Genomic DNA, 25,220 nt, shown 5'->3' with positions numbered 1-25,220 from the left:
TGTTTTAAGGTTAATAATTTTTGAATTATAGACGAGAAATAGATGGGTTGCGCGCCGTAGCGGTCGTGCCAGTGATTCTTTTCCACGCAGGTTTTTCTGTTTTCAGCGGAGGTTACGTTGGCGTAGACGTATTTTTCGTGATTTCTGGCTATCTGATTACAAGCATCATCATTGCTGAACTTGAACAGGGCAGGTTCTCAATTCTGCGCTTCTATGAACGCCGTGCGAGGCGCATATTGCCCGCTTTGTTCTTTATTATGCTATGCTGCATCCCATTTGCTTGGATGTTGATGCTGCCTCCACAGTTTAAGGATTTTTCGCAGAGCATCATTGGTGTCAGTTTGTTTGCGTCAAACATACTGTTTTGGCGTGAGAGCGGTTACTTTGCGCCTGCCGCCGAAGAAAAACCCCTCTTACACACTTGGAGCCTAGCGGTCGAAGAGCAATATTATGTGTTCTTCCCAATTGTGCTGATTATGTTGTGGAGATTCGGGCGTAGCCCTGTTTTTTACTGCATCGTTGCAATATCAATTATCAGTTTGTTGTTGAGCGAATGGGGTTGGCGAAACGAGCCGACAGCAAATTTCTACCTAGCGCCAACAAGAGCATGGGAATTGCTCGCTGGGTCAATTTGCGCGTTTTTGCAATTTGGCAAACCACAAAAGTCAAACAATGTGCTCGCTGCTTTTGGGTTAGGTCTAATTATTTATTCTATTTTTTACTATGACGATAACACGCCTTTCCCGTCAGTATATGCGCTTGCACCAGTCATTGGAACTGTGCTGATAATTTTGTATGGCGCACACGAAACCTTCACAGCACGCTTATTATCTCAGAAAGCGTTCGTTGGTGTAGGCATCATAAGTTACAGTGCGTACTTGTGGCATCAGCCACTATTCGCATTTGCCCGCATTCGCAGCACTTACGCGCCAGAGCAATCGGTTATGATTGCACTGGCCTTCACCTCGCTATTCCTTGCTTATTTTAGCTGGCGCTTTATCGAACAACCATTTCGAAGGAAAGAAAAGCCAATTCTATCTACCCAAGGCTCTGTCTTTAGCCTCACATCGTGTGCCGTATTTGGGTTTGTTGCATTCGGATGGTATGGGCACCAACAGAATGGATTTTCGGCAAGTTGGCTTGAGAGGCAGCCGGAACATGTTCAAATAGCTCATCATTTGATTGAGGAAGCACGGCATACAGACTTCCAAACAAATGAAAACGGGTACGATGGCAAAGACAATGCGAAGTGTAGATTCAAGGCAGCCGGATTTTCTTCAGAATTATATGATCGCCTAGCTCATTGCTTCGAAAAATACGGACCAGGTATAGCAATTTTAGGCGATAGTCATGCGATCGATTTGTTCAACGTAGTTACCGGGCAAAGCGAACATGGTTTTCTCGTTAGGTTTGCTCAAGGTTATTGCAGACCGCATTCTCCCTTGCCGCAGTGTCAATACAATGACTTTTTGATACTTATCCAATCGTACCCTTCCTTTTTTTCTACTGTGATCTACGAACAAGCGGGATTTTATCTTCTTAGAAGTGATGAACATCTTGGAAATAGGCGGATGTTCAGTGAGCTTCCTCTAAGCGAAGAGATTAAAGGAATTTATCCCAACAACGAATTTTTAGTGGATGTTCTGCGTTATCTTGAGATGGTAGGCGAGCATGTCCCAGTTTTATGGTTTGGTTCACGCGTGGAACCACATATAAATACAAGCTCAATTCTGCGGGAAGGATGTAATGGTCAGTATTTCCTGCGAAAAGGTCAATATGAAGCTTTTATTGCGCTAGATGACGCTGTACGCGGCCTGACAGAGAAATCATCAAAGGTTTCCTATTTGTCGCAAAATTCAGTTTTTGATTTCCAGTTCCCAATCGATTTTATGAACTGTGAAAAACTTTACTGGAGGGACGGTGATCATTTTAGTGATTCTGGAGCAATTAGGTTTGGACGAAGGTTTAACTTGATCGAGTATGTCAAAAGTAGACGTGACAATGAGAAGGGGTCAAAATAAGTATTCTTGCGAGATACAATGTACCTGCCTCTAGCCCCAAGTTTCAGTACCAATAATTTGGCTTTTCTCTGCTAAGTTTTCCGGAACAATCGAGCATTGTATTGTAACGTTCATTGCAGCTGTTTTCCGATGGCTCTCCTGAATGGATATACATCTGCTGGATGCCTACCCGTACGAGCCAAGTTCTGAAGATGTGACGCAATGAATTCTGGGCCAATTTCCGAGCGGATGAACTCGGGTTACCATGCTTCATCTGCAGCAGACGCAGAACATCCAAAACATCGTCCACAGCGCAGCATCCGACCCATTGGGCTCGATGCGGTCGTTGCCCGTGTTTTATTGAACGTCGGCTTTGCGTGATAACTGCCATTCATTTGGGTCTCCGCCAATCTAGGTATTCAAATATCGGCAGACCGATGATCGTGCGTCGCCCAACTGCTTGGCTATGGCAGATGGTGACATGCCATTGGACTTCAATTCAGCAACCTGATCCCCATTGCCCAATTCAAGAACCCAATACCTTGTACACAGCGCCCCTAGAACATCCGATCTGACTTGCGATAGCGGATATTTTCATTCCTTCAGCAGCCATCTCTCTGATCTTCTTGTGGTCAAGGCGGACAGGTCGGCCTTTGTAAACACCTTTGGCTTTTGCAGCTTCGATGCCAGCTTTTTGACGTTCCTTGAGATGGTTTAGCTCCATTTCCCCGACCATCCCCAAGACTGTCAGGATCATTTTACCCATTGGTCCACTGGTGTCGATCTCAGGCTCAAGGACACGTAGTGATGCACCTTTCTGCTCTAGCTCGTGTACAAGGTTGAGAACATCACGCGTGGACCGACCAAGTCTGTCCAATTTGCAGACGACCAACTTGTCACCTTCAGATATGAAGTCCATCAGGTTTGCCAGTTCATCCCGTCCTTGTCTGGATTTTCCCGATACCTTCTCTGTTCGGATAACAGAACAACCAGAGTCCTTTAGCAGCTTCTCCTGAACCTCGGTTGATTGAGACAGTGACGACACTCTTGCATAACCATAGACAGCCATAATCCACACTCCTTTTGTCACTTAGGGTCTTAGACTATGGGGCCCTGAATGTCAATAAATCCAATTGGACCCTAAGTGACGCATGAAGTGTTCACTCCAAATAGTTCACTTAGGGTGTACTCAAAGTGACATGGCCCAAGTACAAATGTACGCGACACATCCAGTGCAATAGAGAGGCATTATTCTATTGATCGAATTTTTTGACGATTGCAGAGGCGCCCCGGGGGGGATGGGGGGTCTTCTTATATACTGAATGACGCCTAAAATAATCTCTGGAAAATTTAAGGGTAAACAGAATTGATTTCGATCAAAGTGTAAGCACTTTTTTCTAATTACGGCTGACAGCGGAGCGTTGATTATGTTCTTCATCAACACTCCGGCAGTTCGTTTTCTCAGCTATTTTTGGGAATCAAGGCAAGGTTATTCGGCGGAGAAATTAGGAGCAATTACACGATGATTAAGAAAATTTTGATGACGTCTGCTCTGGCGCTTGCATTTGCCGGTGTCAGTTCCGCTGAGGCGTCGACCTTTAAATGGGAAGTCACAGGCAATGTGTCAGATATCGTTTTTTATACTGGCGGTATCATCGGCAGCAGCCCCAGTGGAAATGATAGGTATACCAACGAACAGCTAAAAGATGCAGTGCCAATTTTTTTCGAGTCTGAATATGGCTTGGATGGATTGGAAATGTATCCCTTCATAGAAAGGTTTCAAACTGTACTCGGAGCCTCATATGGGAGCGCGGAAATAAGCTTAGTGGAAACGTCTGACGGACCTCGTTGGGATTTCAATAACTGCACTGGCCTTCTCATTCTTAATTGCGGCACCGCATGGACGGGAACGACTATTGGACCTGATGGCCCGAATAATGGCTTTATTGGTGGTGGTAGTGGTGGAGTTTATTTTGGCGTAACTGAAGGCCGTATCTCAGGTGGGTTCTTGTATCAGGACGACAGTCTTAATTACTTCGCTATAGGGCAGTCCGAGTATGGATACGTAAATGGCGTTTCCGTAGAAGGAACTTTTGACACATCCACTCTACGTCCTGTACCTGTGCCTGCGGCTCTACCCATGCTGTTGGCTGGCGTAGCAGGTCTTGGCTTCATCGGGCGGCGTAGAAAGAAGATGAAGCTAGCTGGGTGATCTACTGCGACATGACCCCCACCTTAAGGCGGTGATAACAAGAAAAGACCGTCCGCGCCTCTTGGTAGAAGATTTCGCTGTACCCAACGACGTGGTCCATGAAGCCTATCTCTTGGGCGCGGTGCGGCAATTCTTTTGTAGGCGCCTTTCCAGATCATCGTCGAGGGGAGTTTATGCTTCTGCGTCAGCCGGTGGCTGCGTCCAAAGCTCGCGCATCTGGCGCATTTTTCGAACAATTGCTGCTACCGGAAAAAGCAGACCATCCATTTGGAAAATTCGGATCGGTGGGCATCACTGACTGCTTTGCCGTGCTTAGCGGTCATCTGATAAAAACACTCGGATGACCGAATAGAGCCCAATGCAGACGAATAATCAAATTTATTAAAAATCCGCTCAGCGCGCAGACCTGATGCAGATTAACAATGCTCTCTTATGGGGAAGCTTTCGCGTCAGCAAAAAAATGCGGAGTCAAAGAGAACAGACTTAGGAAGAAGGTTTGTTTGAATGAGCCTTTACAATACCTTCTAATCATGCATCTTTTCTCGCCGTAACGAATTTCGAGATAGGGCTGAAACAAGATGCCGATTTTTGAAAAAGACGGTCGTCGCATCATGTTTGCTCACATCCCGAAATGTGGCGGAGTTTCGATATATTCTTCGTTTGTTGGGTCGGGCTGGAAAATCAAAAACCTTACTGTGAATCGACATCCCGAATCTGCTTTTTCCATTTTGCAAAAACGATTTGGCATTGAGACGATAGAACGACATGGTAGAATGTTCAGATATCCTCACGCGCTGCAGCATGTACCACATTTGATCTGGATGACATGGGGCCCTTTCGAGGAGAGCTTTTCGGTTGTACGAAACCCTTTTTCACGGTTGTTGTCAGCACTTCGGTATCATCATCGGCTTACCGAAGGCCACAGACCATTCGTGGATTTCGCACAAGAAAAACTTGAGGAAGCGAGTTCCAAACCTTGGTCTCACCTCCAAATACTGGGCGGTCATTTGATCCCTCAACACAGCTTCGTTGGTCGCAGGACTAAAATTTTCCGATTTGAGGAAGATTGGGGAAATCAGATTGCCAACCGTTTTGATGTTTGCCCCCCTGCACATGACAACAAGGCTCCTGACTCTGACGATGCGCTTTCCGCTGAATGGCAAGCAACTGCTCGCAGGATGTTTCGAAAAGACTTTGCCCGCTTTCGTTACTAAATTGCTGCATTGGATTTTTCCGACTTATTCAAGTTATTTCGAATCCAAACAATTAGTCCTAGTGACGACTTCGTCCGCACGGCGGTAATTCGCGTTTGCTCAAGCCAAGGTCTGCTTACACCCATAGCATCCCAATCCAAAGGGCGGCATCTGAGTAATGCATAGAAGTGGTCGCAATGGGATTTGAGTTGCCTGATAGCCCAGAGCGTTCATCAATTGTTCAGCTAACCTGATGCTTTGATTTCGCCCCGCATCTCCCCGGTCATTGTGGCGTCGAACTCTGATGGTCCATCAATATCTCGATTATCTGCTCTTCGCTGAAACGGCTTCTCTTCATCGTCTGTCTCCTTGTTGGACAACAGGCTAACTTAAAACACCGGACGTTTCAGGGAAACAGGTCACCGCCTTTCTCAATCCATTCATTGCACATGTCATAGAACTGAAGATCCTGAGAATACCAATTGGTTAAGTTCTCTTTTGCTCGCTGCGACAGTGTCGGAATACTAGAATAATCATTCTTGTGAGAGGAAACTTCGTCTGTTGAAAAATCGATTTTGAGTGGATCAATATCAGGAAAAGCTAGAGAGATGAACGTTGATAAGTCCTTTTCAAATTCTTCTTGCCGAACTATCCAAATTGGCGGTCGAACCCTCAGAAAGTTGCCCACGCAAGAAAACCAATCACATTGGTTTTGGGAAGTATGACGAATAGACTTCATTGCCGCCCATGCTTTGCGCCCCCTTTCCCCCCTCTCAAAAAGACTCTCCGCCAATTCATTTGCGTGCTGAAACTCTGAAAAGGCTATCTCATCATGAGCGCTCCATTCACTATGGATTTTAGGCCGCCCTTTACGTTTTCGCGAGTAGAAACCACTTCGAAATCGCGAGATTGGGCTTCGTATCGAAAAAAAGTATGGACTGTCATGCGGAATGTCCCTCAACATCACGTCATGCCCCTCACTGATAATAAATTTGCTGGCAGACAATCTATTCAGCTGCTCAGATATGTTTGAAACCTGAGTTCCAGCATTCTTTCCAATATGAAGAAAGTGGATTGCCTGGGCGCCTTGCTGCACAGGGTTATTGATACGACGGACCTCATAACCTGCTGACCTAACCAAGCTCTTGATAAGTTTCTTCATGACTTCCTCGTAGCATTTTTAATAAACGACCATGGCTTGGTTCGCTTAGCAAGGGCGACGCGTCATTGAGAGAATGCACGCAATTTTGTGCACACAAATTATTATCAATCTAAGATGTTGAAAAATATTAATTATCTATACCTATTAAATCTTGCAAATCCGTGTACGCCGGCCCGATTCTGGCATCCTCCTCTATAAAATTCATAAAATCAATGGGTTACAGGATGACTGCAAAGGGATATTTCCCTTGTAAACTGACCTGCTCCCCTGAAACGTCCGGTGTTTTAAGTTAGGGGCGCTGTGTACAAGGTATTGGGTTCTTGAATTGGGCAATGGGGATCAGGTTGCTGAATTGAAGTCCAATGGCATGTCACCATCTGCCATAGCCAAGCAGTTGGGCGACGCACGATCATCGGTCTGCCGATATTTGAATACCTAGATTGGCGGAGACCCAAATGAATGGCAGTTATCACGCAAAGCCGACGTTCAATAAACACGGGCAACGACCGCATCGAGCCCAATGGGTCGGATGCTGCGCTGTGGACGAATGTCAGCGATGCGCAGGAAGCGGAGTTTACAGCCAGAAGCTTTTCATACAATTTGCGGCAAAAGTACAAGGTTTTAGTTAAGGAGTGCCATTATGGGGCTTGTCAGGCGATTTGGTAGTCGACTTGGGCGGAAAGCCCACCGCAATACAGAAATATTAAAAAATTTTTTCGAGCGGGAAGAGCAACGCCGTTGGCGTAAACGCAAAATTGAAAATTTTGAAAGAACACATGGTTATCCAGCCGACCTTGAAAACCCGAAAACATTTAGTCAAAAACTTCTGAAGCGTATTCTTGACGGAGACGACCCACTATACGAGGTCTATGCGGTAAAGCATCTTGCGCATTACTTTGTCAAAGCGCGCGCCATCGACGGACTCAAGGTTGCCCGACACCTAAAGGCTGTAAGCCGCCTTGAACCGGCTGATTTTGTGAACCTCCCTGATTCATTTGTTTTAAAATCTAGTTTTGGGAGTGGTTTAAATGAGATTGTATTTCGCAAGTCGGATTTGAACATTCAACAAGTTTGCGATAAATTCAATGAACAACTCCCGGTCATCAAAAATGCCAAAAACCAGGTGAGCCGAAATAATGTAATAGTTTTCGAAGAGTTTATTGGAGACCCCGGAGCAGGTACGCCGGATGATTACAAGTTCCATTGCTTCAATTCAGATGACGGGTCTTTCTCATGCTTCATTCAGGTTGATTCAGGCCGCTTCAGTGATCATCACCAAACTATGTTTGATCAAAATTTCACACCTATAGCGATGCAATTCGCCGGCCAAATTCGGCACAAAGAAACACCCTCAAGACCCGAGACGTTGAGCGATATGCTACGCATTGCGCGTGAGTTGTCGTCTGGCTTCGATTATGTCCGAATCGACCTCTTTGATACTAAAGAAGGCATTTTTTTCGGGGAAGTGACACCATATCATCAAGGCGCGATGGCACCTATTTCGCCGCGCGATTGGGAAGACAAATTGGGACAGCTTTGGGGTCAACGGTTCCCAGATTTTCAACCGAAGGACTAATCAGCCGAGAAACTATGCAACCGCTTTGCAAGGGGTTTATCCGCGAAATGGTCGCCGAAGGAGGTAACGAGATTGCGGCCAATATTTTTTGCGATAATTCTTTCTATTGTAGCTGGCATCTTTGCAATTAGCCAGCTTTTCACGAATATCCGGTGCTGATGCCCACGCTGTTCTCCAGAGTTGATACAAACGCCGCATGGGGTTACGCTAATGTTTAGGGACCATGGAGTAGACAATATGCTTGTCGAACCGCAAACCAGACGTCGGGCCATTGCTCAGGCATATCGCCGATAAGTAGTAGCCGACAATGCTTGGAACCGCTCTACTCAAAAAGCTATGAGTTGGTTTCCGGATGAGCGCCAAGCCCATGTCGCGATGATTGGAAATCCCGGTTCCAATGTTCGGCGATTATACCAGCAACGTGAGCGAGCAATGCTCTAGTTGGAGACCGCACGCTTAAAGCTTGAAATTGCAAAATCCAGATTGATGAAAAGACATCGTTAAATGGCTGTGGGAACGCTTCTTATTGGTTATTCTCAAACTTAATAGCGCGACTGCCTGACCTCAGGTATCCTTTCTAGATTCCCCACTATGGGAAATCTCGTCCGTAGAACTAAGCCCAGTGTTCAAAGTTTCAGTACACCCATGCGAGACCATCTGGCGAAGCGATTAAGTTGCATCCAATCTCCCACTCTAACCAATCTGAGGCCAAATAATATCAATGCCTCGGCCCAGTGAAGGTTGAGGTTGCAAAATTCGATTTTGGCCATGAGCCGTTTGCCAAAATAGGCGTTTCGCCCAGAGAAATCTGTTGCCTTAATTCACCAAGCGCTCCGTCGTCTATGAAGGCGTTCTTTTCAAGTTCTGCGAACCCCCTCACCAGATGTGCTTCAATGCTATCGCAACAAAGGTGTCCGTAAGTTCGGCTTACTGTATCTGTGTTCGAATGCCCCAACTGCCTTGCAACAACCGCCAGAGGTGTTCCTGCCTGCACCAATTGGCTAGCATAGGTATGCCTGAGGCCATGAAAAACAAAACTTTCCTGAAGCCCCGCGTCCATAACTGCCTTCTTGAAGATGTGTTTATGATTTCCGCTCCACACTCTCCCTGACCGCATTCTGAACAGAAAATCCCCTTCGTCCCGGTCGCGAGACAGAGCGAGAAAGAACGTCATTCCTTCGGGTGGCAAAAGAATATATCTGCTCTTTCCATTTTTTCCTGGACGAACATGCAAGCCAAAAACCCCCGCACCTACGTCGCATACCTTCATCCGCACCAATTCTGAAACGCGGCAACCGGAATATAGCGCGGCTCGAACAAGTTGAGCGAGGTCATCTCTGCAATGTGCGATAAGGAGTCTGCATTGCCGTCGCGTCAAGAATATAAGCCTAGGCGCCTCAATGCACGGCATTCGGTGGATGCAGCGCCAAGCTCTCTCCGACTCCACCTCGCCATTTTCCCAAGCCATTCTAAGAGCAATGCGAACTATACTTAGTAGAGTGTTCACCGTCTTTTTGCGTTTCCTGAGCTGTTCGGAACTCAGCGCATCGATTGCGACGTAGTCACCTTGTGGTTGGTTTCCGCGTCTGGGAGGCGTTTCAATTACCGACCGACAGAATTTCGTAATTTCACGGTTCGTAATTTCACAGGCAGGTAAGTCGGCTAACCGAGGAACAATGTGATGGTTGATTAGTGAAAGACCAGTTTCAAAATGTGAGCGCGTTGCTACGAGGCGTTTCCATTCGACGTAGTCACACAGGGCATCACCCACTGTGAAAACATCTGTTGCGTTTTCATATTTCAGCTCTTGGTTGCCGCCGACTGGGAACGGCTCTGAAGCAAGGCGTGCAATCTCTTTTGAGTTAAACCATTGCTGTGCCTGAAGTAGCGCCGCATCTGGTTTGGTGATCCATGTTGACCCTTCACATGCGACAGACAGACGAGTTTGCGCGTAGCCACCGTCTTTTCGCCTTACTCGCGCGAGCCAGTAAAGCGGTTTGTCGTGTGTTTTTTGAATACCTAAGTGTCTGCAATACTCCAAAATGCTCCAGTACGGAGGTTTTCGCTCAGGAAGGTTTCTTATCGCTTCTAAGCTGCTCAAGTCTGGCCTTTCCAATTTCGACGGCATCGGCGGCATCCTCCATAAAAAATTCACGCGCCTTTGGGAGAAAACCGTAGCGTTCAATGTACTCAATCAGGGCTAGCTCTAATTGACGTTCTCTCATTGTCGGCATTAACGGCTCCAGAAATTTCTTATGGTTAGAAGCAAGCATCAAAAGCGTTAACAAATCGTTAACGCGAGTTCCGTTAGTAAATCGTCCGGACCAGAAATTCCCGAGCAAAGACGATGATACAATTTTTATGGTAAACTAAATGGAAGGGTCAGAAATGTCATATCTGCGGAAAGCTAATCAATTCTTAAAGTCAGAACATTCAATCAATCCTTGTAAGTTCGCGCAGCCGGAACAGATACAAGAACTTCCGTTTCGCTCAACACCCTATTGGCATTGGCTGTATCGTTGCAGGCATATAGGAATACATCGACCGGACGACACGGCCTGTAATTGGACCGCCAGAGTTCTGACTAAAGACAAACTCTACAAGCAGAAATGTGTGGGCCCAGCAATTGATTTAGGCCATGGCGTCGTTAGTTTTCGCACGGCTCTAGCTCGGGCTTTGGAATGGTTTGACTCAGGGGTGGTGCGGTCGATGGCAAATGCACCGAAAGCCTTGGGTCGCACGAAAGAAGTTAGTTTCTGCCCTATTGGGGATGTCTACACTGTAGGTCATGCGCTACGAGACTACTCGGAGTGGACAAAACTGGCTCGCTCGCAGGGAGGGCACTACAACAACCTAGTACTCATCAACTACCATCTCATACCGAATTTTGCGCAAATTCCATTAGAGGCATTCTCTGCAAAACACCTGCGCGATCTAGCTCAACAAGTCTTGGAAACACCTCCTAAATTTGGGTTTATGGAAAGGCAAAAACCAGTTGGCATTGAAACACTGGCACCAGATGAACTGAGACGACGTAAACGGACATTTAATTCGCTGGTAACCATCCTAAAGATGGCCTTTCGCCACGCTTGGGACAATGCGGAAATCCAATCCGAAAGGTCGTGGCGGTGTTTGAAACGCATTCCAGTCAACCATTCTCCGCGGACGATTTTTCTGGATCGACAAGAGTGTTCCTCGTTACTGGAGTCCTGCACTCCTGCATTAAAAGACCTCGTGTTGGCAGCGTTATATACAGGTTGCAGGGTTGGCGAATTGGGCAATCTCATTGTTGATGATGTAGGTAAGCAAGGTTTTGGAGTTAGAATTGGAGCGTTCAAGAGGTCGCCAGCGCGGTTTGTGTTTTTGCCCGATGAGGGAATGGCGTTTTTTCTTTCCAAATGCGAGCAAAAATCTGGTCAAGATTATGTCCTTAGGTCAGACATGGGGAAGCCCTGGCGTCGACAACACGCACAGTTGTTTCGGCGCGCAGTCGCAAAGGCAGGCTTGCCAAGAGAAATGGTATTCCATGGTTTGCGGCATACCTATGCCAGTGATTTGATCCGCGCCGGAGTGTCGATTGACATAGTTGCGAAGCAACTGGGACATGCAAATAGCATGACAGTGAGCAATACTTATGGTCACTTAGCGGAGCAATTTAGAGAAGAGCAGATTAGGGAGCGGTTTTCGCCATTAAGTATCGAACAGCAGAATGAATCTCGCGCCCGAAGAAGTGAACTAGATCAGTTATGGAGCACTCTACAAACTGAAGACTGGCGGCAATATGGTATGGTAGCACGCGACAACACTCTCCCCCGGAAATCATATTCAAATCCCTCAAGCGAAATAGTTTCCTTGTTTAACTATGCCGAGCGCGCCCGGGAAAGTAAGTGAAGCAAGGCTATGTCACTTTTGACGAAGCGCGGCAAACATAGACAACTATGTTTCCGTTTCAGTCGCTGGATTGAATGAGAGATGATGTCCTGCTGTCTAGGGCGGCTAAATCCGCATAGCAAAAGTAGACCGATTTTCCGTCAGTGTCCGCTTTTGGGGCAAGCAGTCGTACCCATTCTCAGAGCAAAAAATTTATACAAAATACTTTGCTAAGGTTTGTCAGATGCTTTCTCGGCTGCATCAAGTGCAGCTAAGAATGCCGCCCGCCATGTTTGGATATTGTTAGAGTTAAGGTCATTTTCTCTTAGATATTGAGCGCCCTGTCTCTTTTTTTTGGCCTTGTCATATTCCTTGACGTGTTTGATCTTGGTTTCATCGGACCAGCTTCTCTTACTGCCTTTAGATTGCTTTGTTTCTTCCTTTTGTAATGGAAGGGTATCGCCATAAATCTCTGACAATAACTTTACTTCAACATCCGGTTCCTTTTCCCGCAGGTAGCCTTTGAAATCATCTTCGAACTCTTCAAACCTATCGGTTACCTCATCCATTGTTTTCTTCAGGCTGTGTAGAGCAGGTTTGATCATCTCTTCCCAAACAGAATGAAACTCGTGGTTCATCGTCTCTTTAAGCTCAGCGTAGTATTTTGCATCAGCTTCTTTTTTCTCAGCCTTTAGTTCAGCCAGCGTTTTTTTCTTGACCATTTTGCCATCCCCATTTTCTGTGTTGGTAGCTAGAGCCTAAATTGAAGCACCAACTGTGTCATGATCTCATGCAGAGACTACACATAAATTCAATATTTCTTTACGCATTAAGAAGGCGTCGGGACCCAGATAGTTTCTTTGGTGTTAGCCAGTCGATGATGTACCGCGCGAATGTTGAAAAACATCGGCGATTGGCCGTTTCGTAGAAGAAGCAAGTTTCACCCAAGGAGAAATCACCTTCTACCGCGCCAAATCACTTCTTGTCCCGCGCGGCCTTTTCTTCTTTGGTCAGTTTGTTGTTCCAAACATTGTTGCTCAAACCCAGTTCAGCTTTAAGTGGTTTGGTTTTTCCGACGCTGACTTTGCCGCCTTTGTTCAGAAACTCCTGTATAAGCGCATCATCCGTTGTTTTTTTGAGGACATGTTTCATAGAAATACATTTACCTTCTCGGCATCATTCTTGTCACGCATCATTTTAAGGATAATGTACGCCATCCGTCGAATGGGGGTGTCGCTTACCTCAGAGAACGCCTGGATACAAAGAGAAGCGTGTCTAGGCTGTAAGCGGAGACGTGGCGTCAGTCAGTTTATTGCTTCTGTAAAAACGCTGCCCATTCGGCCATCATCTGCACCCGTTTCTCCCTTAATCATTGCGCAAGGTAGTGGCTGCGAGATGTTAGAGTGTTCTCTGTTGGCCCTGAAGGCATTTCCAAACTATTTATACGCTCAGTCTTTGAACTGTGCCCATTTTTGAGGTAATGTACGATAGGTAACATTCTCGTAGGGATGCACGTATCGAACATTTCCATTCTTGAAGTGAACTACGAAAAGGCGCGTAGAGTAATTAAATTGACGTTTGCCCGCAGGTTTCTCAAAGTACTTCTCAAGTTCATATTGTCCTTTCACACCTCGTTCTTCCAGCACCTGTTTCAGCTTTGTTGAAATATTGCCCTCAACTTCCCATGGATAAATCATTTCACCATTACGGATAATTATTTTTTCAATTGTACTTCGCAATATTCCATGCATCTGAAAGCGAACTTCCTTTAGTTTAACCTTTTGTTTGGAACTTTTTAGGGCTTCATATTTGGCAAGAAAGTCTGACTGATCTTGGTCAATTTCATCAAAATTATTCGACAATATTTCTGTTTCTACAGATTCAATATCATTTTTATAGGTATCAATTTTTAATCTTTTAGATTCTGCCCTTTTATACAATTCAGACTGCAATTCAGCTGACAATGATGGGTCTTCAAAATGTGTCAAAAGCGTTTCATATGCTATTTCCTCTTTTTCCAATTGCATTCTAAGACTGGATTCAAGATTTTTTAAATTGACTATTTTGGATCGAGATTCAGGATCAGAAAAAATGTCTGAAAAACTTATATCTTTTACAAATCTATAGAACGATTCCTCAAATTCAGAATAGCGCCACGCAGGACATCCACAGCCATTGTTTACCAAAGAATTGTAGCATCTCAGATATGTGTAGCCCTTCGGAGGCTTTCCTTTACTACGCATATTGACTGCTCCCCCACATACACCGCATTTCAGGAGACCCGAGAAAAGATTTGAAAGCACCGCCCCTTTTCGACCTGCTCCATTAACTCGCCGATCTTTCATAACGCTCTTAGCTAAATAAAACGTCTCTTCGGATACTATTTTCGGGAAGTAGTCGGCTATCGGTTTTCCAACAGGTGTCCTTCTTCCATTTATTTGTTGATGAGGTTGGAATTGACCAAACACTGCGGCATTGCGAAGAATTTTTGCGACGTAGCTATCATTCCATTTTTCGGCACCGGAAATTGGAGGATATCTTTTCAAATTACCGTTGAGATGACGAGTGATTGAATACACTCCCATACCTTTCACGCATAATTCAAAAATTCTCTTTACCGTTTCTGCTGATTTCGATCTGACTGTGAAATTCTTTCGATCATCATCCAGCACTAGCCATGCTGGTACAGTCTTCGTCATTTTTTTCTCTCGAATCTCGTCCCGTTTCTTTTTCCAAACAGCACTTATTCTCTTCGATTTAGTCTCAGACTCGTCGTTAGCTCGAAGCATGATACCCAAGCTCATAAACAATTGACCTGGGTTCGAATTGATACTGTCTTCAGTATAAACTTGGCCGTCGATAAGGGTCACGATAGTTACCCCTTTACTCAGGATATTTGTGAACTGCGCAAAAGCTTTAGTAACCTGATTTCGTGAAAGCCGATCCAAGGATTCAACGATTAGAAGACTGCCTGATTGGACCTCGCCTGCTTCTAATACTGCTAGAAAATTACCGAAAGCGCCTGAGTCTACGTTTTTCCCACTGAATCCGCTGACCCCAATATCGCTGATAGTTTCAACAAGCTGGTATCCATGTTCTTCAGCATACTTTTTACTGGCTTCCATTTGGCGTCGAACACCATCGCCAATCATTTGTGCGTCAGTGCTAATTCGCAAGTAGCTATATGCTTTGATTTTTTCAGTCATACTTTGGTTTGTTATCACATTTCCATTGAGGGTTATTAATCGTGCACATTATTAGCATCGTAGGTCTGCCTGACAAGTCCGTCACCGAAGCCAAGGAAAGGGTGCGCGCTTCATTGGCCGGCATGGCCATCGCCCTGCCTGCAAAAAAGGTGACGATCAATCTCAGCCCCGCTGATTTGCCCAAAGAAGGAAGCCATTTTGATCTTCCCATCGCCATTGCCCTTTTGAGCGCGCTCGATGTGATCCCGCGAGATGTCGTGGAAACAGTCGTGTCCTTAGGCGAACTATCACTTGATGGAAAGCTGGTCGGCGTCACTGGCGCGCTGCCAGCAGCGATGGCTGCTGCTGAACGCGACTTTACGCTGCTGTGCCCCGCCGCGTGCGGCAGTGAAGCGGCATGGGTCAGTGGTGTCCGCGTTATCGGCGCAGCAAGCCTGCCGGACGTGCTGCGGCATTTCACCGGACAAGCCGTGATCGACGACGCGAAACCGGGCGAGGTCAGCCAAGGCAACAACGTGCCGGACCTGCGCGAGGTCAAGGGACAAGAGCGTGCAAAGCGCGCGCTTGAAATCGCCGCAGCCGGACGCCATCATCTTCTGCTCGTCGGGACGCCGGGTTCAGGGAAATCGATGCTCGCCAAGCGCCTGCCCGGCATTCTGCCGCAACTTTCCGCGCGCGAAGCGCTGGAAACCTCGATGATACATTCTGTTGCCGGCTTGCTGGAAGAAGGGGGAATTTGCCGGGATCGCCCGTTTCGTGACCCGCACCACACATCATCTATGGCGGCCATCATCGGAGGCGGCCGGCTTGCCAAGCCCGGAGAGGCCTCACTTGCGCACAATGGTGTCCTGTTCATGGACGAATTTCCCGAGTTTGCACGTAATGTTTTGGAAACGTTGCGGCAACCGCTGGAAACCAACGAGGTGATGATTTCACGCGCCAATGCGCACTTTAAGTATCCGTGTCGGTTCATGCTGGTGGCAGCGGCCAACCCTTGTAAATGCGGCTACCTGAGCGCGCCGGAACGTGCCTGTGCCAGGGTGCCCGTCTGCGGCGAAGAATACCTAGGGCGTGTCTCTGGCCCCCTGATGGATCGTTTTGACCTTCGCGTGGATGTCCCACCTGTAGCCTTTACGGACCTTGACCTGCCCGCCACGGGCGAAAGTTCGTCCGCCATTGCTGCGCGAGTCGCGAAGGCGCAAGCAGTACAATGCGCCCGTTTTGAGAATACGCCGGACGTGCGCTCGAATGCCGATGCCGAAGGCGAAGCCCTCGAAACGATCGCAACCCCCGACAGCGAGGGAAGAGAATTGCTTGTGCGCGCAGCTGAACGCCTTCGATTGTCGGCACGCGGCTACCATCGTGTGTTGCGCGTGGCCCGCACGATCGCTGATCTGGATGCTTCGGAAAGGGTGCGAAAACCGCATATCGCGGAGGCAGTCGGTTATCGCATGAGTACTGTTACCGCGTGACGCGAGCTTCGATTGCCTGCCAAATCTTTTCGGCAATATTGACCCCATCGAACCTTTCAAGTTCCTGTATTCCTGTCGGCGACGTCACGTTGATTTCGGTGAGGTAGTCGCCGATCACATCAATACCTACGAAAATCTGACCTTTTTCTTTCAACAACGGGCCGATTGCCGCGCAAATTTCTCGGTCGCGATCACTCAGGCCAATTTTCTCGGGCCTACCGCCGACGTGCATGTTTGATCTGGTTTCGCCTGCAGCAGGGACTCGATTGATAGCGCCTACCGCTTCTCCATCCACAAGGATAACCCGCTTGTCGCCCTTTGAGACTGCAGGCAGAAATTTTTGCACGATGAGGGGCTCTCGTGAAAAACTCGTGAAAAGTTCGTGCAGTGACGTGAGGTTCCGGTCTTGGGCATCCAGCTTGAACACACCGGCCCCGCCGTTGCCGTAAAGAGGTTTGAGAATGACATCTCCGTGTTTTTCCTTGAACGCCTTGATCGTCTCAAGGTCGCGCGCAATCGTTGTTGGCGGCGTCAATTGCGGAAAATTCAATACCAGAAGCTTTTCCGGATAATTTCGAACCCAGAAGGGATCATTCACCACAAGCGTGTTTGGTGCCAGCCGATCCAACAAGTGAGTCGAGGTGATGTAGTGCATGTCAAATGGCGGATCCTGCCGAAGCCATACGACATCGAATTCCGCAAGATCGACCTCGCGCAAGGGGCCCAGATGGGCATGGTCGCCCTGTACACGCTGAACCGACAGATCATACCCGCGTGCGGTAATGCGCCCTTCCTGATATGCCAAATGATCAGGCGTATAAAAGAACAGGCTATGGCCCCGGGATTGCGCTTCTTCTGCAAGGCGGAAGGAGCTGTCAGCGTCGATATCCACGGATTGGATGGGATCCATCTGGAAGGCAATTTTCATGAGAACGCTCCTTGTCGTGCGCTCCCTACATGGCCCACGCTGGCGGTATTCGCAATGGGCGGGCCTGTGATTTCAGCCTTCGCCGATCGCGTTTTCTATTACCCTGATTTCCCCAATCGCGTCGACAAGTGCCACGTCAAACCTCACATCGGTCAGCAGCCCATCGGGCCTGTGCCCCAAATACTCCTGCGCGGTGGCAAGTAGGCGCACGATTTGACGACTTCCCAAATGCGCGGCCGCCCGGGCAATAGATTTACTTTTCTTAACCTCGACAAAGATCAGCTTTGTTTCGTTCTCAAAGACCAGATCGAGCTCTCCGACCGATCCCCGCCAGCGTGCCGCCAGTTGCTTGTTCCCCGCGCGCTGGTAATGGGCGGCGACCGCATTTTCCGCCGCTTGCCCGGAAAGATATGCGACCTCTCCTTTGATCCGGCGCGCGGCGTCAGCAGTCATCCTTTGGTGTCCTTCGAAATGCGCAAAGCGCGTTTGTAGACGTCCCGTCGAGGCAGGTTCCGAGCCTTCGACACCAGATCAACCGCATCACGCATGCTGTGCGCCGCCAATGCCGCAAGGATGTCTTTTTCTATGTCGTCTTCACTAATTTTTTCCAAAGAACCTCGGTCTATGAGCACGACAACCTCACCTTTAGGCGGCTTGCCTTCATATTGGCTCGCAAGTGTCGCAAGGGTACCGCGACGAACTTCTTCAAATTTCTTCGTCAATTCACGTGCGACGGCTGCAGACCGCTCCGCTCCGAGGACTGCTGCAGCGTCCCGCAGCATAGCGCCCAACCTTTTGGGGCTCTCGTAGAAAACCAATGTTGCCCGAACGGGCTGCAATTGTTCCAGCGCGCGAAGCCGCGCAGCACTTGCGTTGGGCAGGAAACCGGCAAAGTGAAAAGCATCTGTGGGCAGACCGGCGAGAACGAGTGCTGTCAGCACGGCCGACGGCCCCGGAGCACAGGTCGACATCAAACCGCGTTCTGCCGCTGCCCGTCCCAGTTCAAAACCGGGGTCCGCAATCAGTGGCATTCCAGCTTCTGATGCATAAGCCACGGAAGCGCCGCCTTCGATTTCATCCAATAGCCCCTTTGTAACGGCATCGGTGCTGTGGTCATGCAGGGCAATAATACGCCGCCCGGCCAAAGGCACCCCGTGGATATCCATAAGGCGGCGAAGGCTTCGCGTATCTTCTGCAGCCAGAACGGTGGCATTGGCCAGCACGTCAAGCGCCCTCAGTGTAATGTCCCGCGCGCTCCCAATCGGCACCCCAACAAAGTAAAGTCCTGCAGCCAACGAAGCGGTTTGATGATTCAACGCTGGACCCGCCTTTCGTGACGACTATGATTGCTCGCAGAAAACCGCGCGTGCCATACCGCGGTTCATCGCTGGAGTAACACTATGTTTGCCGTTTTCCAATTCGCCCGCAAGTCCATGCGCAATCTGACAATCCCCGCCCTGGCGCTTGGCCTTACTGCTTGTGATACGGTGCCCGGCGCCGGATTTAACAGCGGCCCCTCGATCTCGTCAGGTGATCCAGTCCCGGTCGCGCTGTTGGTCCCGAGTGGAAGCGGGCGGGGGACTGACGAGCTTCTCGCCCAAAGCCTTGAAAACGCAGCAAGACTGGCAATGCGCGATCTAAATGGTGCAGCGATCGACCTGCGTGTCTATCCGACGGCTGGCGATGCGGCCTTGGCTGCGGCAAACGCAGAAAAAGCCGTGGACGAAGGCGCCAAGATAATTATCGGGCCGGTGTATTCGGGCGCAGCCAACGCCGCCGGACGCGCCGTGGCAGGCGACGGTGTTAATGTTTTGTCGTTTTCCAACAATGCGGCAATTGCCGGCGGGAACCTGTTTGTTCTGGGGCCGACATTTCAAAATACTGCAAACCGCATGATCAATTACGCGGTTTCGCAGGGCAAGAGCCGGTTCGTGGTGGTGCACGGGCAGGATACCGCCGGCACGCAAGGTCGCGACGCGATCCTCAGCGCAATCACATCACGCGGCGCAACCGTTGCAGGCACTGTCAGCTATGCGCTGTCGCAGCAGGACGTCATTGCGGCAATTCCGCAAATTCAATCAGCGGTAACCCAGAACGGCGCAGATGCTGTATTCTTTACAACCGACACTGCAACAGCCCTCCCGCTTTTGTCTCAGTTGCTGCCAGAGGCGGGCATCTCCAACGATGTTGCCCAATTTATTGGCCTGACCCGCTGGGATATCCCGGCACAAACTCTCAGTCTGCCCGGTGTACAAAATGGCTGGTTCGCAGTACCGGACCCCGCCTCGACTTCCGCCTTCAGCAGCCAGTATTCCTCTGCCTATGGCACTGCCCCGCATCCAATTGGCGGTCTGGCCTTTGATGCGATCGCCGCGATTGGCGCTTTGGCAAGTCAGGGGGCATCTGATGCCGTGACACGAGGACGCCTCACACAAGGAGCGGGTTTTCGCGGCGCAAGCGGCATTTTCCGGCTGAACAGCGACGGCACGAACACGCGCGGGCTGGCAGTAGCCACCATATCCGAGGCACAGGTCACAATCCTAAGTCCATCGCCAAGTGGTTTCGGCGGCACGGGGTTTTAAGGCACCACAAAGATGAATACCTCCACCATTACGCTGGCCGCCCCGCATGATCCGGGGTTGATCTGTGCGCCTGAACGGATTTTCGACAACGCCGCGCTAGACGCGGTTGTCGCGAAGGCCAAGGCGGACGGCGGATCAGCCGCCGATATCCGCGCAGCGGTAGTTGCCCATCTGCGAGAGGCACAAGCGAGCGGTCGGAACGCGATTGCCGAAGCGTTTGCAGAAGCGCCCTTTGAAGCGCGCCCAATGACACGCTCTTACACATATCTTACCGATCAGCTGGTGATAGCTGCGTTGACCGTAGCAACGCGTGTTCTGCACCCAAAACCCAATCCGACATCCAGCGAGCATCTCGCCGTTATCGCAGTCGGCGGTTACGGTCGCGGTGAAATGGCGCCGTTTTCGGACGTCGACCTTTTGTTTCTCACACCGTACAAAATCACTGCTTGGGCCGAGAGCGTCATTGAGACGATGCTGTACATCCTGTGGGACCTGAAACTCAAAGTTGGTCACTCCAGCCGTACGATCAAAGACTGTCTGCGGCTTGGCGCCTCTGACTTCACCATTCAGACCTCGTTGCTGGAACATCGCTACATCGCAGGCGACACAGCACTTGCACAAAAACTCGCGGATAGGCTTCGAGCCGATCTCTTTTCGGGCTCAGGCAAAGACTTCGTCGAAGCAAAACTGGCCGAACGCGAGACCCGGCACCGCAAATACGGGTTGCGCTATGTCGTGGAACCCAATGTCAAAGAAGGCAAAGGTGGCTTGCGTGATCTGCAGTCACTCTTCTGGATTGCCAAGCATATCCACGGTGTGAATGACGCCGCTGATCTAGTGGGGTTGGGCGTATTCACAGCAGAAGAATTCAAAGGGTTTGTCGCGGCTGAAGATTTTTTGTGGGGCGTTCGCGGCCACTTGCATCTTCTGTCAGGGCGCGCAGCAGAGCAGCTAACGTTTGATATGCAGGTTCAGGTGGCCGAAGCTATGGGCTACGAGGACGAAAACGGCAGGCGTGCCGTCGAAGTCTTCATGCAGCAGTTCTTTCGACATGCTACAGAAGTTGGTGACCTGACCCGTATCTTTTTGACCAAACTCGAAGCCGACCACGTCAAGGACGATCCCCTGCTGGAAAGAATTTTCCGCCGCAAGCCGCGGGTCAAAGAGGGCTACAAGGTGGTGCACAACCGCATCGCCATAGACGATGAAGCCACGTTCTTGTCCGACAAGATGAACCTGTTGCGTCTTTTTGAACAAGCGCTGCGCACAGGTATGCTCATTCACCCCGATGCGATGCGACTGGTAAAGTCAAACCTCGATCTGATCGACGACGGTATGCGCGAAAGCCCCGAAGCCCAGCGCATTTTCTTTGATCTTCTGCTCAAGCATGGCAACCCCGAACGGGCCTTGCGACGCATGAATGAATTGGGCGTGCTTTCCGCATTCATTCCCGAATTTGAACCCATCGTCGCGATGATGCAGTTCAACATGTACCACAGCTATACGGTGGACGAGCACACGATCCAGTGCATTGCGAACCTGTCCGAAATTGAAAGGCTGGAACTGCAGGACGATTTGCCCGTTGTCACCTCGATCATGAAAGAGGGCGTGGACCGCAAAGTCCTTTATACCGCGCTTTTGCTCCATGACATCGGCAAAGGGCGGCGCGAAGACCACTCTATTCTCGGCGCTCAAATGGCGAGAAAAATCGCACCGCGGCTTGGCCTGAACAAGGCCGACGTGGACACAGTCGAATGGTTGGTGCGGTACCACTTGCTGATGTCAGACATGGCGCAGAAGCGAGATATCGCAGACCCGCGTACCGTGCGCGACTTTGCCAAAGCGGTGCAGACGGTCAAACGCCTTGATCTGCTGTGTGTGCTGACAGTCTGTGACATTCGTGGCGTGGGCCCGAACACATGGAACAACTGGAAAGCCGTTCTGATACGTGCGCTTTATCGGCAAACCAGACGTGCATTGGAAACTGGTCTCGAAGACCTTAACCGCGAAAACCGAGGCGTCGAGGCGAAACGGGCATTGCGTGAAGCTCTCAGGGACTGGCCCGCAAAGGATCTCAAGGTCGAGACCGGACGCCATTACGACCCGTATTGGCAAGGATTACACGTCACTGCGCATGTGGTCTTTGCGGAGATGCTGCGCGGCATCAAAGATAATGAGATCAGAATTGATTTGCACCCGGACGAAGACCGCGATGCGACCCGCGCATGTTTCGTCATGCACGACCACCCCGGAATTTTCGCGCGCATCTGTGGCGCGTTGGCTCTGGTCGGCGCCAACGTCGTGGATGCCCGCAGCTACACCACCAAGGACGGCATGGTGACAGATGCCTACTGGATTCAGGATTCCGAAGGGAACCCCTACGATGCTGCCCGGTTGCCACGTCTGCGTAAGATGATTGAACGTACTCTGATCGGCGAAGTCGTCACGACCGAAGCAATGAAGTCTCGCGACAAGGTCAAGAAGCGCGAACGGGCGTTTAACGTTCCGACACACATCACTTTCGACAACGAAGGGTCGGAAATCTACACAATCATCGAAGTTGATACCCGCGACCGCCCCGGATTGCTGCACGATCTGGCACGCACATTAGCCGGCGCGAATGTCTATGTCGCTAATGCAGTGATAGCTACTTATGGCGAACAGGTCGTCGACACCTTCTACGTAAAGGACATGTTCGGGTTGAAGTACTACTCGGAAAGCAAGCAACGCGGTCTGGAAAAAAGGTTGCGGCAAGCGATCGACCAAGGTGTCGAAAGGGCCGAAAGTTGAGACCCATTCGGCTGATGGCCGGCTTCTTTACTGTTGGCGGCTGGACGTTGCTGAGCCGCGTTTTGGGTTTTGTCCGTGACGCAATGATCCTCGCCTACCTCGGGACGGGACCGCTGTATCAGGCCTATGTAGTGGCCTTTCGCCTGCCCAATATGTTTCGCCGATTTTTCGCCGAAGGTGCGTTCAACATGGCCTTTGTGCCAATGTTCTCAAAGCGGCTCGAGGGGGACGAAAACCCTGACGGCTTTGCATCCGATGCCTTTGCGGGATTGGCGACAATTCTGATTGCACTAACCCTGCTCGCCATGGCTGCGATGCCGTGGCTCGTCTACGCAATCGCTTCGGGATTTGCAGGACAAGAAGAATTTGGGCTCTCGGTTGAGTTCGGGCGCATTGCTTTTCCGTATATTTTATTCATTTCACTGGCGGCCCTGCTTTCTGGCATGCTCAACGCATCCGGTCGCTTTGTGGCCGCAGCGGCAGCGCCGGTGCTGCTGAACATGATGCTGATCGGCGCCATGGCATTAGCAGCTTATCTGGGCGGAGACATTGCGCGCGCGTTAATCTGGACCATACCGTTTGCCGGCATCGCTCAGTTTGCGTTGCTCTGGATTTCGGTGCGCCGGGCAGGATTTAAACTGCGGATCAAACGGCCAACTCTGTCGCCAGAGATGCGCAACCTCGTCCGCGTCGCGTTGCCCGCTGCACTTGCCGGCGGGGTGGTGCAGATCAACCTCTTGGTTGGGCAGCAGGTGGCGAGCTACTTTGACAAAGCCGTCGGCTGGCTTTTTGCGGCGGATCGGCTCTATCAACTGCCCCTCGGCGTTGTTGGGATCGCGATCGGCGTTGTCCTGCTGCCGGATCTTTCTCGCAGACTAAAGGCACGCGATGACGACGGGGCCAAAAACGCCTTGAGCCGGGCTGCAGAGATAGCTCTGGCCCTGACCATTCCTTCAGCCTTTGCGCTGGTGCTAATTCCGCTGCCGCTGGTTTCAGTTCTTTTTGAACGCGGCGCCGCCACGGTGGATGACACTGCGGCCATCGCCTTGGCCGTGGCGATTTACGGTCTGGGGTTGCCGGCTTTTGTTCTGCAAAAGATTATGCAACCCGTCTATTTCGCGCGCGAGGATACCAGCAGGCCCTTTCACTATGCGGTGGTTTCCATGGTGGTGAACGCAGCGCTTGCAATCGGTCTTGCACCTGTCATCGGCTGGTTTGCTCCGGCAATCGCAACCACAGTCGCCGCTTGGGCAATGGTCGCCCTACTGCGGCAGGGCGCCAAAAGCTACGGCACTGTGGTGCAGTTCGACGCAAGATTTCACAAACGCGTCTGGCGTATGGTGCTGGCATCCCTCGTAATGGGCGTTGTCCTGTGGGTTGCGGGCGCATTGCTTAACCCGTTTCTCGGACTGCCATGGTGGCGCGGTCTCGCTCTGGCGGCACTAATCGCCGCTGGGGTCGTCAGCTATTTTGCCGCCGGCCAGGCACTCGGCGCCTTCAGACTGTCCGAGTTCCGACAGGCATTGCGGCGAAACGGCTGATCATTCTCGCCGCAGATACTGCAAGACATGGGCAAACCCGCCGGGTACCAGCACAACCGACGCAGCAAACCCGAAAACAAACCCCGACAAATCGGCGACCCATCCAGTGTTTGGTCCGAACAAGACGCCAAAAACCAGCTGGATTCCGAGGAGTACTGCGATCAAGCTGAAAGCGCGCAACTGCTGTTGCCCCGCTTCCCCCAACTTGCGCCACATCAGGTAAGAATATCCACCAATCAGCCCGTATACACCCGGGAACCCGCCTATGAGCCATGCAGGATCGTTCAGCAACGTGCCGTAAACCAATGCACCGAAAACCGAGCTTCCGATAAAGAGCACCAAAACCGCCAATTGCCCCATGGTTTCACCAACGAGTTTGCCCAGAGCCAGCAGCAATACTGCGGCAAACAGTGTGGCTGTGAAACCGGTATGCACGAATGCATAGGTCACCAGTCGCACAACATGCTCTGGCATGAACCGACCGGTGCTCAACATCCAGTCAAAAAGCTCGCCGGAGAATCCGTAGTCTTCGATGGCCGCCAGTCGCCAGCCGACAGCACCAGGCCCACCGACCACACCTTGCGCACCCAGCAGGAAAGCGATCTCGGGCATCACTACTGCCGCAAAGAGCAGAAAAACAACAGGAGGCAGCGGGTTGACCGGTGGTGTGTCGTTTGGATCATCCATG

General features: G+C 50.2%; 19 protein-coding genes. 9 read left to right on the top strand and 10 right to left on the bottom strand.

Features of this window, described 5'->3' with window-relative positions; all coding sequences use genetic code 11:
- Window positions 1-20 precede the first annotated feature (20 nt).
- The gene (locus tag AC2D8V_RS18000; protein ID WP_484734975.1) at window positions 21-2,021 is read left to right on the top strand and encodes an acyltransferase family protein; all 2,001 of its coding nucleotides are present in this window, start codon (window positions 21-23) and stop codon (window positions 2,019-2,021) included.
- Window positions 2,022-2,526: 505 nt separating this feature from the next.
- On the opposite strand, the gene AC2D8V_RS17995 is transcribed toward AC2D8V_RS18000, so the two are convergent.
- Window positions 2,527-3,069, bottom strand: coding sequence for a recombinase family protein (locus AC2D8V_RS17995; RefSeq protein ID WP_484734974.1), 543 nt, complete (start codon window positions 3,067-3,069; stop codon window positions 2,527-2,529).
- A 453-nt stretch (window positions 3,070-3,522) separates the two neighbouring features.
- Between AC2D8V_RS17995 and AC2D8V_RS17990 the strand changes: the two genes are divergently transcribed.
- Entirely contained in the window at window positions 3,523-4,212 is a 690-nt protein-coding gene (locus AC2D8V_RS17990) for a VPLPA-CTERM sorting domain-containing protein (protein ID WP_484734973.1), read from the top strand.
- Window positions 4,213-4,790: 578 nt separating this feature from the next.
- Window positions 4,791-5,426: a hypothetical protein gene (locus AC2D8V_RS17985; protein WP_484734972.1), complete on the top strand. Its 636-nt coding sequence runs from the start codon at window positions 4,791-4,793 to the stop codon at window positions 5,424-5,426.
- A 385-nt stretch (window positions 5,427-5,811) separates the two neighbouring features.
- Here AC2D8V_RS17985 and AC2D8V_RS17980 read toward each other — a convergent pair whose 3' ends face one another.
- A complete protein-coding gene (locus AC2D8V_RS17980) occupies window positions 5,812-6,567 on the bottom strand; it encodes a hypothetical protein (protein ID WP_484734971.1) in 756 nt (251 codons plus the stop codon).
- A gap of 640 nt (window positions 6,568-7,207) precedes the next feature.
- Between AC2D8V_RS17980 and AC2D8V_RS17975 the strand changes: the two genes are divergently transcribed.
- Entirely contained in the window at window positions 7,208-8,143 is a 936-nt protein-coding gene (locus AC2D8V_RS17975; protein ID WP_484734970.1) for an ATP-grasp fold amidoligase family protein, read from the top strand.
- 718 nt (window positions 8,144-8,861) lie between these two features.
- Here the strand turns inward: AC2D8V_RS17975 and AC2D8V_RS17970 are convergent.
- Complete coding sequence (locus AC2D8V_RS17970; protein ID WP_484734969.1) at window positions 8,862-10,271, bottom strand: tyrosine-type recombinase/integrase; 1,410 nt, start codon at window positions 10,269-10,271, stop codon at window positions 8,862-8,864.
- A gap of 581 nt (window positions 10,272-10,852) precedes the next feature.
- Here AC2D8V_RS17970 and AC2D8V_RS17965 point away from each other — a divergent pair.
- Entirely contained in the window at window positions 10,853-12,034 is a 1,182-nt protein-coding gene (locus AC2D8V_RS17965) for a tyrosine-type recombinase/integrase (protein ID WP_484734968.1), read from the top strand.
- Window positions 12,035-12,243: 209 nt separating this feature from the next.
- On the opposite strand, the gene AC2D8V_RS17960 is transcribed toward AC2D8V_RS17965, so the two are convergent.
- From AC2D8V_RS17960 to AC2D8V_RS17950, 3 genes are all read right to left on the bottom strand, one after another.
- Window positions 12,244-12,735 (bottom strand): hypothetical protein, encoded by a 492-nt coding sequence (locus tag AC2D8V_RS17960; protein ID WP_484734967.1) that lies wholly within the window; start codon window positions 12,733-12,735, stop codon window positions 12,244-12,246.
- A gap of 253 nt (window positions 12,736-12,988) precedes the next feature.
- Window positions 12,989-13,165, bottom strand: coding sequence for a hypothetical protein (locus tag AC2D8V_RS17955; protein ID WP_484734966.1), 177 nt, complete (start codon window positions 13,163-13,165; stop codon window positions 12,989-12,991).
- A gap of 296 nt (window positions 13,166-13,461) precedes the next feature.
- A complete protein-coding gene (locus AC2D8V_RS17950) occupies window positions 13,462-15,219 on the bottom strand; it encodes a recombinase family protein (RefSeq protein WP_484734965.1) in 1,758 nt (585 codons plus the stop codon).
- A 41-nt stretch (window positions 15,220-15,260) separates the two neighbouring features.
- Here AC2D8V_RS17950 and AC2D8V_RS17945 point away from each other — a divergent pair, with 41 nt between their 5' ends.
- Complete coding sequence (locus tag AC2D8V_RS17945) at window positions 15,261-16,691, top strand: YifB family Mg chelatase-like AAA ATPase (protein WP_484734964.1); 1,431 nt, start codon at window positions 15,261-15,263, stop codon at window positions 16,689-16,691.
- Here the strand turns inward: AC2D8V_RS17945 and gshB are convergent.
- The 3 genes from gshB to rsmI all read right to left on the bottom strand — a co-directional run bounded on the left by gshB (window position 16,681) and on the right by rsmI (window position 18,935).
- On the bottom strand, window positions 16,681-17,619 hold the full coding sequence (gene gshB, locus AC2D8V_RS17940) for a glutathione synthase (protein WP_484734963.1): 939 nt from the start codon (window positions 17,617-17,619) through the stop codon (window positions 16,681-16,683). The genes AC2D8V_RS17945 and gshB overlap by 11 nt on opposite strands.
- Window positions 17,620-17,691: 72 nt before the next feature.
- Window positions 17,692-18,072 carry a YraN family protein gene (locus AC2D8V_RS17935; RefSeq protein WP_484734962.1) on the bottom strand — a complete coding sequence of 127 codons (381 nt, stop codon included), beginning with the start codon at window positions 18,070-18,072 and terminating at the stop codon, window positions 17,692-17,694.
- Window positions 18,069-18,935 carry a 16S rRNA (cytidine(1402)-2'-O)-methyltransferase gene (rsmI, locus tag AC2D8V_RS17930; RefSeq protein ID WP_484734961.1) on the bottom strand — a complete coding sequence of 289 codons (867 nt, stop codon included), beginning with the start codon at window positions 18,933-18,935 and terminating at the stop codon, window positions 18,069-18,071. The genes AC2D8V_RS17935 and rsmI overlap by 4 nt, the downstream gene beginning before the upstream one ends.
- 84 nt (window positions 18,936-19,019) lie before the next feature.
- Between rsmI and AC2D8V_RS17925 the strand changes: the two genes are divergently transcribed.
- The 3 genes from AC2D8V_RS17925 to murJ are packed head-to-tail and all read left to right on the top strand — an operon-like array spanning window position 19,020 to window position 24,532.
- Window positions 19,020-20,201 (top strand): penicillin-binding protein activator, encoded by a 1,182-nt coding sequence (locus AC2D8V_RS17925; RefSeq protein WP_484734960.1) that lies wholly within the window; start codon window positions 19,020-19,022, stop codon window positions 20,199-20,201.
- Between the two features lie 12 nt (window positions 20,202-20,213).
- Window positions 20,214-22,991: a [protein-PII] uridylyltransferase gene (locus AC2D8V_RS17920; protein WP_484734959.1), complete on the top strand. Its 2,778-nt coding sequence runs from the start codon at window positions 20,214-20,216 to the stop codon at window positions 22,989-22,991.
- Window positions 22,988-24,532 (top strand): murein biosynthesis integral membrane protein MurJ, encoded by a 1,545-nt coding sequence (gene murJ, locus AC2D8V_RS17915; protein ID WP_484734958.1) that lies wholly within the window; start codon window positions 22,988-22,990, stop codon window positions 24,530-24,532. Before AC2D8V_RS17920 ends, murJ begins: the two co-directional genes overlap by 4 nt.
- On the opposite strand, the gene AC2D8V_RS17910 is transcribed toward murJ, so the two are convergent.
- Complete coding sequence (locus AC2D8V_RS17910) at window positions 24,533-25,219, bottom strand: rhomboid family intramembrane serine protease (RefSeq protein WP_484734957.1); 687 nt, start codon at window positions 25,217-25,219, stop codon at window positions 24,533-24,535. It abuts the gene before it with no gap.
- Window position 25,220: the final 1 nt, after the last annotated feature.

The organism is Roseobacter sp. YIN89 (assembly GCF_057219365.1).
This window is presented reverse-complemented; position numbering and strand designations above follow the sequence as displayed.